Annotated in this window: 9 protein-coding genes and 1 pseudogene; 5 read left to right on the top strand and 5 right to left on the bottom strand. The window is 70.6% G+C overall.

Annotated features, from left to right (window positions below):
- Positions 1-160 precede the first annotated feature (160 nt).
- Complete coding sequence (locus HP507_RS07835) at positions 161-1324, top strand: sugar ABC transporter substrate-binding protein (RefSeq protein ID WP_175351219.1); 1164 nt, start codon at positions 161-163, stop codon at positions 1322-1324.
- A gap of 137 nt (positions 1325-1461) precedes the next feature.
- On the opposite strand, the gene HP507_RS07840 is transcribed toward HP507_RS07835, so the two are convergent.
- A complete protein-coding gene (locus HP507_RS07840; protein ID WP_175351220.1) occupies positions 1462-1809 on the bottom strand; it encodes a VOC family protein in 348 nt (115 codons plus the stop codon).
- A gap of 107 nt (positions 1810-1916) precedes the next feature.
- On the opposite strand from HP507_RS07840, the gene HP507_RS07845 reads away from it, so the two are divergent.
- The gene (locus tag HP507_RS07845; RefSeq protein ID WP_175351221.1) at positions 1917-4721 is read left to right on the top strand and encodes a VWA domain-containing protein; all 2805 of its coding nucleotides are present in this window, start codon (positions 1917-1919) and stop codon (positions 4719-4721) included.
- A gap of 54 nt (positions 4722-4775) precedes the next feature.
- Positions 4776-5030: pseudogene (locus tag HP507_RS07850) on the top strand (DUF3500 domain-containing protein); the annotation flags it as partial.
- 95 nt (positions 5031-5125) lie between these two features.
- Here the strand turns inward: HP507_RS07850 and HP507_RS07855 are convergent.
- A complete protein-coding gene (locus tag HP507_RS07855; RefSeq protein ID WP_175351222.1) occupies positions 5126-5908 on the bottom strand; it encodes an SDR family NAD(P)-dependent oxidoreductase in 783 nt (260 codons plus the stop codon).
- Positions 5909-6010: 102 nt separating this feature from the next.
- Between HP507_RS07855 and HP507_RS07860 the strand changes: the two genes are divergently transcribed.
- Entirely contained in the window at positions 6011-6595 is a 585-nt protein-coding gene (locus HP507_RS07860; protein ID WP_175351223.1) for a TetR family transcriptional regulator, read from the top strand.
- Here the strand turns inward: HP507_RS07860 and HP507_RS07865 are convergent.
- Genes HP507_RS07865 through HP507_RS07875 form a run of 3 tightly spaced genes read right to left on the bottom strand, consistent with a single transcriptional unit; the run spans position 6572 to position 8612 of the window.
- Entirely contained in the window at positions 6572-7246 is a 675-nt protein-coding gene (locus HP507_RS07865; RefSeq protein WP_175351224.1) for an HXXEE domain-containing protein, read from the bottom strand. The two genes, HP507_RS07860 and HP507_RS07865, sit on opposite strands and share 24 nt — an antisense overlap.
- Before the next feature lie 37 nt (positions 7247-7283).
- Entirely contained in the window at positions 7284-8003 is a 720-nt protein-coding gene (locus HP507_RS07870; RefSeq protein WP_175351225.1) for an SDR family oxidoreductase, read from the bottom strand.
- 27 nt (positions 8004-8030) lie between these two features.
- Positions 8031-8612 carry a TetR/AcrR family transcriptional regulator gene (locus tag HP507_RS07875; protein WP_175351226.1) on the bottom strand — a complete coding sequence of 194 codons (582 nt, stop codon included), beginning with the start codon at positions 8610-8612 and terminating at the stop codon, positions 8031-8033.
- A gap of 130 nt (positions 8613-8742) precedes the next feature.
- Here HP507_RS07875 and HP507_RS07880 point away from each other — a divergent pair, with 130 nt between their 5' ends.
- Positions 8743-10242, top strand: coding sequence for an MFS transporter (locus HP507_RS07880; RefSeq protein ID WP_175351227.1), 1500 nt, complete (start codon positions 8743-8745; stop codon positions 10240-10242).
- The last annotated feature ends 13 nt before the right edge of the window (positions 10243-10255 follow it).

Raw genomic sequence — 10255 nt, forward strand, 5'->3', positions numbered from 1 at the left:
CGCGCGACCGCGTGGACGCGGCCGGGACGACCGTTGCGGAACGCAGTAGATATAGTTACATTAACATTACTAGTGATCCGGATCCGCCCAGGCGGAACGACATCGACGTCGCCTCCGGGTCATGCGCACCGATCTGCCAACGAAGTCAGAAGGGCCGGCAATGACCACCGAACACACCCAGGGCGCCCGTCAGCGGATCGCCGCGATCGCCCTCGCAACAGCCTTGCTCACGGCGCTCGCCGGGTGCAGCACCGTGTCCTCCGCGTCGAGCACCGCATCGTCCAGCACCGCCGACAGCACGCTGTCGGCGAAGGTCGAGAAGCTCGAATCCCCGCAGAGCAGTTACAAGGTCCCGACGGCTTCGATCCCCGACATCGCCTCCCTGCGCGGCAAGACCGTCTACTGGGTGCCGTTCGTCGAGACGTCGCAGTTCCTGGTCACCGGCAAGGCGCTCACCGCGGCCCTCAAGTCGGTGGGCGTGTCCGTGCAGATCTGCAACGGCAACTCGAACCCGTCGACGATCAACGGCTGCATCAGCCAGGCGACGAGTGCGGACGCCGGGGCGATCATCACCGAATCGGTCCCGTACGCGCTCGCCGCGAACACCCTCACCGCCGCCCAGCAGAAGGGCATCCCGGTGCTCGTCACCGACCAGGTGCCGGACGGGGCGCACCCGGGTTCCAGCACGCTCGCGTACCTGACGGACCCTGCGAGCGACGAGCTGAAGGCGATCGCGGACTGGATCATCGTCGACTCCGGCGGGAAGGCCGACGTCGTCGTCACCCAGGACACCGACTCGCCCTCGACCAAGCAGTACATCGCCGCAGCGAAGAAGGAGTTCGCGTCCCAGTGCCCCGCCTGCACCGTGACGACCAACCCGGTGTCGTCGGCGAACTTCTCCCTCATCCCGTCCTCGACCAGCTCGGTGCTCCTGAAGAACCCCGACGCGGACTACGTGATCTCCGAGTTCGACCAGTTCCTGCAACCCGTCCAGGGCGGTGTGCAGCAGAGCGGGCGTGCAGCGAGCATCAAGGGAGCCTCGACGGCCGCGACCATCGGCGGCGGACTCGCGATGCTCAAGAACAAGAACTTCCTCTCCGTCGACGCCGGCCAGGCGGTCGCGTACCAGGGGTGGGCCGAGGCGGACGCGGCGCTCCGACTGATGACGAAGCAGACGGTCCCGTCCTACGACATCCCGTTCCGGCTCTTCACCCGTGACAACGTCGGCGACATCGCGTTGACGTCAGCGGCCGAAGCATCCGGCGAATGGTACGGGCCGGCCGACTTCACGACGCGGTTCGAGAAGCTGTGGGGGTCGAACTAGCCCCGGTCCATGCGGTCGAGATGTGCCAGAGCGGGTTCGAGGAGCCCGCGCGGCCGTCGCTGCCTCCAGGATCGCCCACGACGCCGCAAGCAACTACGCGATTTCTGCGCCTCGACCGTCTTGCGGTCGGGGCCGGGTCAGTCCGTGTGCGTCCCGACGTTGATGACCCGGCCGTCGGAGGTGCGGTAGAAGAAGCGTGTGACGTCCCAGGGCTCGTTCGTCAGCGGATGCACCACATCCAGGCCGGCTGCTTCCACCCGTGACAGCGCAGTGTGGACGTCGTCGACGAAGACGGACACGTCGGGATTGACCGGCGCCGAGGCGTCTCGCGTCATCACGCTGAGCTGATGGCCGTCGTCGTCGCCGAGTGTCACGATCCACCCATGGTCCATGAGCACGCGGAGGCCGAGCACCTCCGAGTGTTCGGCGACCGCCCGCCGCAGGTCGGTGACCGTCAGGTTCGGAACGACTCGATCGACGCGCATCGGTCGATCTTCCCAGAACACGCTCGAACGTCCTCGGCCCCCGGGCGGTTCTCCTCGTTGTCCGCAAACCCTTTCCTCACGCACTCCGCGGGGTTATGGTGTCGCCCATGCGGGGGCAGAACGAACTGGTTTCCGGACGACGGCGGCTGCGATTCGCGCTACCTGTCGTCTCGCTCGTCACGACGCTCGGCGCCGCCCTGGGGATCGCGGTCCCGGCGGGCGCGGCCGTGCCGACGCCGACCGAATCGTCGTCGGTCATCACGGTGCCGACCGGGGCGGACCGGGACGCCACGACGGTGGCGACCGCGCTTCCCGGAGTGGTGCTGCAGCTCGCGGACCCCACGAGCGGGACCGCGATCGACGAGCCGTGGGCCCGCTGCACGTCGGACGCCGACGGGGACTGCTCCTTCACGGTGCCGGACACCGCTCCCGGCGGCGCGAACGCGGGCCGGCGGTTCGCAGTCCGTCAGGCGGCGGCGCCGGCCGGGTTCGTCGCGAACGACACGCTCACCCTCGGCGCACTGACGGGGCCGTTCACCTCGTCGCCGTACCGGTTCGTGACGCCCGCGATGCAGCCGGGCCAGACGTACTCGTCGGGGACCGCGTTCATGAGCCCGAACACCGCCGGAGGGTCGGCGCAGTACCAGGCGTCCACGGGCGTCTGGCAGGACTCCCGCGTCGACCCGACGCCGAAGGGCGTCTGTGGACTGGACGTCGCACTCATCCTGGACTTCTCCGCGTCCGTGACCCCGGCGCAGTTCGTGCAGTTGAAGCAGGCGGCCCAGACGCTCGTCTCGTCGCTCCAGGGCACACCGTCCTCGGTCGCGGTGTTCACCTTCGGCACCGGTGCCACCGAGAGCATCCCCTCCACCCCGGTCGCGACCGCGGCGCAGGCGTCGGCGGTGAACGCCCGGATCCAGGCCCTGACGCAACCGCCCGGTCAGTACACGAACTGGGACGCGGCCTTCAACTCGGTCGCGTCGTCGGGACAGCGCTTCGACGAGGCGATCATGGTGACCGACGGGAACCCGACCGTCTCCGGGTCGGAGACCACGACCGGCTCGACCCGCTTCTCCGCCGTCGAGAACGGGATCTTCTCGGCGAACGCCCTGAAGGCCGAGGGCACGCGGGTCGTCGCCATGGGCGTCGGTTCCGGGACCAGCGCCTCCGCGGACAACCTCGCCGCCGTCTCCGGACCCGTGGCCGGACAGGACTACTTCCAGACCGCGGACTACGCGGCAGTGGGCGCGCAGCTCAAGGTTGTCGCGCAGGGCGACTGCATCCCGACGCTGACCGTCGTCAAGGAGGTCGTGCCCGACGGCGGAACGGTGGCGGACGCCGTCCCGGAGGGCGGGTGGACGTTCGGCGTCACCGCGTCCGCCGGGGTGACGGTGCAGGGCGGGGCGGGCACCACCGCGGAGGGGACCGGTGCGGTGAACATCCCGCTGGAGTTCCCCACGCCCGCGAGCAGCACGACGCTCCAGGTCACCGAGCAGCCGACCGCCGGGCAGGCCGGGTACAGCTTCATCCCGTCGGCGACGGCCTGCCGGGACATCGCCACGGGCGCGAGCGTCACGGCCACCGCCGCATCCACCGGTCCCGGGTTCAGCCTGTCCATGCGCGGCGATCAGGGGGTGAGCTGCGTCGTGTACAACCAGGCTCCTCCCACGGTCGTCCCTGCAACGCTGCACGTGGACAAGGTCTGGGACGTGAACGGCAGGACCTACCCGCACGGTCAGCAGCCGACCGGCATCGGCGCCGCCCTGAGTCTCGACGGCGCCGCCGCGGACTTCGGCGCCGAGTACGGCGGGTACCAGGAGGGGCAGGTCGTCGACATCGGCGAGGACACTGAGATCTCCCTCCCGCTCTGCACCGTCACCGGTACGGCGCTCACGGTCAACGGCAGTCCGCGGCCGCTGGGGCCGACCGCGCTCGCGGCCGGCGACAACTCCGCGATCGTGACGAACACCGTGCAGTGCGACACCCGCCTCACCCTCGTGAAGGAGGTCGAGGGCGGCGATGCAGCGCCGACGTCGTGGACGCTGACCGCGACCCCGCCGACGGGGAGCGGTGCAGCCGCCGGCCCGAGCGGTGCGACGGGGACGCCGGCTGCCACGGGCACGGTGACGCCCGACGTCGAGTACGCCCTCTCTGAGTCCGACGGTGACCCCAGGTACGCGCAACTGGACTACCGGGATCCTGCGGCGACCGTTGCGGGCTCGACCGGGAGCTGGACCTGTGACCCGCAGGACACCGGTGGCGAGGCCTGGATCGGCACCGACGACGACGGCACCAATGGCGGCATCAGCGTCGCGCTCGGCGAATGGGTGCGATGCGTCGCCGTCAACCAGACCGCGCGACTGACGCTGGCGAAGGTGGTCGACGGCGGCAGCGCGTCCGCGTCGGACTGGTCGCTCACCGCCGTGCCGGTGGACGGTCCGGCGGGGCTGGCGCCGACGACCGTCACCGGCTCCGAAGCGGGCGCATCGCTGCTCGTGCGACCCGGCACTCGGTACGACCTCTCCGAGTCCGGGCCGGGTGGGTACCGCCTCGGGTCGCTCGAGTGCGCCGCGGGATCGGCGGGCGACTTCACAGCCGCGACCTCGGTCACGGTCGCCGCACTCGGTGATGCCGACTGCCGGTTCACGAACGTCTACGACCCAGGACCGACGCCGACGCCGACACCGACGCCGACGCCGACGCCGACCACTCCCGCCGGACCGAACTCGGGCGGTTCCGCTTCGGGTACCGCCGCCTCCGACGAGTCTCCCGCCTGGTCGGGCGGGCCCCTCGCCTACACAGGGTCTTCCATCGGGATCCCGATCGCAGTCGCGGCCGCCCTGCTCCTCGCCGGTCTCGTCGGCACGGCGGTGCGCCGCCGGCGCCGCCACGGAGGTCCAGACCGGCCGTAGCAGCGGGGCAGGGGCTCGGTCGACCGGCGCTCTGCGCCCGTACCGTGGTCCGGCGAGACGACCTACGACCTGAGCACCGGTGACGGGATCGACTTCTCGATCTCCGGACCGAACGTCTCCGTCGGCTTCCAGTCGCAGAGCGGTTCCGCGGGTGCCGACGTCGACGGTGTGAGCACCTCCGGCTGGGGCCACGTGCACACCATCTACCGCGATCCCAGCAACGACTACGCGAACAGTGTCGAGCAGCAGGAGGCCACCGGCGGGATGGGCGGCGGGGCACCCTCCGGCGGTCCGGACGAGGCGAGCTGACGGGCGAAGGCAGCCCGGGTCGCGACGCGGGACGGGGCGGACTGGAGGCGCGGCACCGGCCGGCACCGCGCCTCCAGTCCGTCACATGGGCGGCTTCACGCGGCGGTGACGCCGCCGTCGACCGCGATCGCGCTGCCGACGACGAAGGAGGAGGCGTCGGAGAGCAGCCAGGCGGCCATCTCGGCGATCTCCTCCGGCTCGCCGAGGCGGCCGATCGGCTGCGCCGACTCGGCCTTGGCCTTGAGCTCCGGGTCGGCGAACGACTCGGCTGCGAGCGGGGTCATCGTGGAGCCGGGGAGCACCGCGTTGACGCGGATGCCCTTCGCGGCGTAGTCGACGGCGACCTGCTTGGTCAGTCCGACGACGCCGTGCTTGCTCGCGACGTAGGCCGGCAGGTTCGGGTACGCCATGACGCCGGCCGCGGAGGAGGTGTTGACGATGGAGCCCTTGACGCCGTGCTCGGTCATCCAGCGCAGTTCGGCACGCATCGACACGAAGACGCCGGTGAGGTTGATCGTGATCGTCTTGTTCCAGTCGGCGAGCGAGAACTCCGTGATGGGGGCTCCCGCTCCGATGATGCCGGCGTTGTTGAACGCGCCGTCGAGGCTGCCGTACGCGCTCACGGCTGCCTCGACCATGGCGGCGGTGTCGTCCTCGTTCGTGATGTCCGCGCGGACGAACTGCGCGGTCCCGCCCGCGGCGGTGATGGTGGCGACCGTCTCGTTGCCCCCCGGTTCGGCGAGGTCGACGACGGTGACCGAGGCGCCGCGCGAGGCGATGAGCTGCGCCGCCGCTCGCCCCATCCCGCTGCCGCCGCCGGTCACGATGATGCTCTTGCCGCTCAGGTCGACCCGGTCGAATCCGGCGGTTGCGTTCATGGTGTGTCCTCCACATCGAGACGGCCGCGTGTCTCGCGGCCGACTGCCACGATACGCTTTTTGGCACAAAGTGCCAGTTGGAGTTTCCGGTACGGTCCTGGTGTGACGGATCTGCTCGATGCCCGCCAGCTCGCCGCGGCTGCACGCTGCGCCGATGCGGTCCTGGCGGCCGGCACGACAGCGCTCGGTGTCGAGGAACTCCGCGAGGCCGCGGGCGTCTCGCGGCGGACGTTCCACCGGTGGTTCCCGTCGAAGGCGCGCTGGATCCACCCCGTCTACGCGGCGGTGACGGAGGCGTTCATGACCTCGTTGCGCAGCCGTGGCGTGCCGTCGGTCGACTCGGTCGTCGCGGCGTGGAGCGAGTCCGTGTACGGCCCGGACACGGAACGGTCGCTCGGGCTCTACCGGCTGATCCGCGCCGATCCGGAGTACTGGGCCGTGTTCCTCGAGGTCCTCGAGGTCAGCGAGGCCAGGATCGCCGCGGTGATCCGCTCACTCTCGACCGATCACGACGAGCGCGCCGCCCGGGTGGCCGCGGTCGCCGTCGTGAGCTCGTCGCGGCTCGCGCTCGAACGGGCGGTCACGAGCGGCGTCGACGCGATCGAGGAGTTCCGGGCCTTCCTGGAGGAGTTCGGTGCATGGGGGAGGAGCGGCCGCCACCCGTCAGCGTCGTCGCCCGCGTCGTGACGGACGCGGGCGTCCTGCGCCGAACGCCCCGAGCTGCCGGTCGCTCACCGGGTACGGCGAGTCCCGCCTGGCGAACGCCGCGTTCGGCAGGATGACGCCGACGGCGAAGAACCCGACGAGGACGCCGAGGCTCTTCAGCCAGTCCCCGCGGGTGATCCGACCCTGTGCTCGGAGGGCCCGGATCTCCGCGATGCCGATCGGCACGTGGAGCAACGCCGACGTGAGGAGGCCCGGGCTGTACTTCGTGTGCGCCGCCCGGGGCATCAGTACCCCGTGGGCGACGGCCTGGAAGATGCCGAGGACGGCTCCCGGAAGGACGAGCCACCGTACCTTCGGGAACAGGATCGGCGGGACGTACAGCGCACTGAAGCCCCAGTTCGCGCACATGAGGCCCTGCGCGTTGAGGGGCCAGTTGCGGGGCTGGTCGCTGTGGAACAGGACGCGGTTCGTCATGCCGGGGAAGTAGCCCGGGTCGACGTACTCCTCGTACTGGTGCGCCGACATGGTCATCGAGTTCATGACGGCGAGGGCGCGGACGTCACCGGGGCGCTTGCGCGTGAACCCGAGGACGCTCGCGCCGCCGAGCGCCATCGCGGCCACCGCCCCGACACGCGGCCAGTTCTTCCGGTACCGATCCATCAACGAGCTCATGGGGTCCTCCTTCGTGCTGCGGTCGACGGTTGCTGGGTCAGGAGACGGCGTCACGAAGCTGCTCGGGGACCAGCAGCGCTTCTTCGGCGCCCGTGCGGACGAGCTCGAGGATCGCCTCGGCGACGCGCTCGGGCGGGTCCGCCGCGAACCCCGATCGTGCACCCGGGCGTCCGCCCGCGCGCAGGACGTCGTGGAACTCGGTCTCGGTCACGAACGGGTACACCGTCGAGACGGAGATGCCGTCGTCCGCGAGCTCGTTCCGCGCCGTCCGGCTCAGCATGTTCAACGCCGCCTTCGAGGCGGCGTACCCGCCCGCGCCCACGGTCCGGGCGAGACGGGTCGTGCCACTGCTGACGTTGACGATGCTCCCGCCGCCGCGGGCGCGCATCAGGGGCGCCACCAGCTGCATCGCCAGCAGCGGTCCGTACACGTTGAGCTCGACGATCGCACGGAGGTCGTCGAGCTGGATCTGCTCGACCGGGACGTGCAGCCCCTGGCCGGCGTTGTTGACCAGCACGTCGACACCGCCGTGCCGCTCGACCGCGACAGCGATCATGTTCCGGATCTGCTCGGGGTCCCGCATGTCGGTGACGACCACGACCGCGACGCCCAGCTCGGCCGCGAGTGCTTCGAGCCGGTCTGCGCGGCGGGCGGCGAGCACGAGCTTCGCTCCCGCGGCCGCCGCCGCGCGGGCCGTGCTCTCGCCGATCCCCGATGAGGCGCCCGTGACGAGCGCGACCTTGCCGTCGATGTCCATGGAGTTCCCTTCCCTCGGCGTCTCGTCTCAGAGCTGTTCGAGTTGGACCTGCAGCGACGGCGCGATCGTGTCGACCACCTGCTGCACGGTCATCTCCGCCAGTGGTCCGGCGCTGACGACGTAGCGCGCGATCGCGACGCCGACCAGCATCGCGCTCACCGTGGCGACGGCGGGGTGCGGGGCGCTGTGGAACAGGTTGGCCTCGAGGAACCGCTGCATCATGCCCGTCGCGTTCGGTGACCCGATCGCGCCCCGGACGAGGGCCTGCGTGGCGAGCCCCGTCTCGGGGTGCTCCCACAGCGCGAGGAACCGCTCGGCGAGGACGCGCCCGCGGTCCTGTCGCTCCGAGGAGTTCATGGCCTGCAGGAGCCCCGGCAGGTTGACGTTCAGTCGTTCCATGACGGCCGAGAAGAGGCCTTCCTTGGAACCGAAGAACCGGATGACCAGCGCCGGGTCCACCCCGGCCTCAGCGGCGATCGCCCGGACGGTGGCGTTGCCGTACCCCTCCCGCGCGAACAGCCGCGTCGCCGCGTCGAGGACGTCCGACTTCGAGGACTCCGCGCCCGGCCGACGTCCCAGGGGTCGGACTCCGGGTGCTGCGGAAGGCATGTGGGTTCCTCTCCGGCTCGCCGTCGTGGCGTCCACGGTCACCATATCTCAGCAGGCGTTGACTTTCCGGGTGACGTGCGTATCCTCGGATATCAACGCTTGCTGATTTCATCGACCCCGAGAGGGAACCATGTCCGAGAACCTCGCACCCTCCGCGCCTCCTGCGGATCCGCGCCGCTGGTTGACCCTGGGGGTCGTCGGCCTCGCCCAGCTGATGGTCGTGCTCGACGCCACCGTCGTGAACATCGCCCTGCCGTCGGCCCAGTCGGAGCTCGGCTTCTCCGACGCCGACCGGCAGTGGATCATCACCGCGTACTCACTCGCGTTCGGGAGCCTCCTGCTCCTCGGCGGACGACTGTCGGACCTGCTCGGCCGGAAGACGATGTTCGTGATCGGGGTCATCGGGTTCGCGGCCGCGTCCGCGCTGGGCGGTGCCGCGGGGAGCTTCGGGCTGCTCGTGACCGCACGCGCGCTGCAGGGTGCGTTCGGTGCCCTGCTCGCTCCCACCGCCCTCGCGGTCCTCACCACCACCTTCACCAACCCGAAGGAGAAGGCGCAGGCGTTCGGGGTGTTCGGCGCCATCGCCGGTGCCGGCGGTGCGATCGGTCTGCTGCTCGGCGGCGTGCTGACCCAGACGCTCGACTGGCGCTGGAACCTCTACATCAACGACGTCATCGCGGTCTTCGCACTCCTCGGCGCCTTCGTGTTCGTCCGGCGCGCGCCGCGCAGCGCTGATCGCGCACGGCTCGACCTCGTCGGCACCGCACTCGTGACCGGGGCGCTCTTCGGCCTCGTGTTCGGCATCACGCACATCGAGAGCGACGGGTGGGGCGCCGCGATCACGTGGATCCCGCTCACCGCGTTCGTCGTCCTCGCGGTGGCGTTCGTCCTCTGGCAGCGCCGCACCACCGACCCGATCCTGCCGCTGTCGATCCTGCTGGACCGCAACCGCGGCGCCGCCTACCTCTCCATCCTGATCGCCGGCATCGGCATGTTCGGCGTGTTCCTCTTCGTCACCTACTACATGCAGTCGACGCTCGGCTACACGCCGATCCAGACCGGTCTCGGGTTCCTGCCGATGATCGGCATGCTCGTGATCGCGGCGCAGCTCGGCACGACCCGCCTGGTGCCGCGGTTCGGCCCGAAGGTGCTCGTGCCGATCGGCATGGTGCTCGGCGCGGTCGGCATGGTCTACCTGACGCACCTCGACGTGCACAGCGGCTACGCCGCCGACGTGATGCCGCCGCTGATGGTCCTCGGCGCCGGTATGGGGACGATCATCCCCGCATCGATGCAGAACGCGACCGCCCGGGTGGACGCGCAGTTCGCGGGTGTCGCGTCCGCGCTGGTGAACACCAGTCAGCAGGTCGGCGGATCCATCGGCACGGCGCTGCTCAACACGGTCGCCGCGGGTGCCGTGACCGCGTACCTCGAGGACCACACCCCGCTGACGAAGGCCACCGCTGCCGATGCGACGCTGGCCGGGTACGACGCCGCCTACTGGTGGGGAGCGGGCGTGTTCCTGCTCGGCGCCGTGGTCGCCGCACTCCTGTTCCGGCGTCGCGAGCGGACCGGATCGATTGCCGGGTCCACTGCCGAACAGGGCAGCGTCACACCGTCGGTCGCCTGACGGGACAGCCCCG

The sequence above is a fragment of the Curtobacterium pusillum genome (assembly GCF_013359865.1).
GTDB lineage: Bacteria > Actinomycetota > Actinomycetes > Actinomycetales > Microbacteriaceae > Curtobacterium > Curtobacterium pusillum.

Excerpts from the sequence above, each read along its gene's own strand:
- HP507_RS07840 (WP_175351220.1), bottom strand. The coding sequence starts at position 1,809 with ATGCGCGTCGATCGAGTCGTTCCGAACCTGACGGTCACCGACCTGCGG.
- HP507_RS07875 (WP_175351226.1), bottom strand. The coding sequence starts at position 8,612 with ATGCCTTCCGCAGCACCCGGAGTCCGACCCCTGGGACGTCGGCCGGGC.
- HP507_RS07880 (WP_175351227.1), top strand. The coding sequence starts at position 8,743 with ATGTCCGAGAACCTCGCACCCTCCGCGCCTCCTGCGGATCCGCGCCGC.
- HP507_RS07835 (WP_175351219.1), top strand. The coding sequence starts at position 161 with ATGACCACCGAACACACCCAGGGCGCCCGTCAGCGGATCGCCGCGATC.
- HP507_RS07845 (WP_175351221.1), top strand. The coding sequence starts at position 1,917 with ATGCGGGGGCAGAACGAACTGGTTTCCGGACGACGGCGGCTGCGATTC.
- HP507_RS07855 (WP_175351222.1), bottom strand. The coding sequence starts at position 5,908 with ATGAACGCAACCGCCGGATTCGACCGGGTCGACCTGAGCGGCAAGAGC.
- HP507_RS07870 (WP_175351225.1), bottom strand. The coding sequence starts at position 8,003 with ATGGACATCGACGGCAAGGTCGCGCTCGTCACGGGCGCCTCATCGGGG.
- HP507_RS07865 (WP_175351224.1), bottom strand. The coding sequence starts at position 7,246 with ATGAGCTCGTTGATGGATCGGTACCGGAAGAACTGGCCGCGTGTCGGG.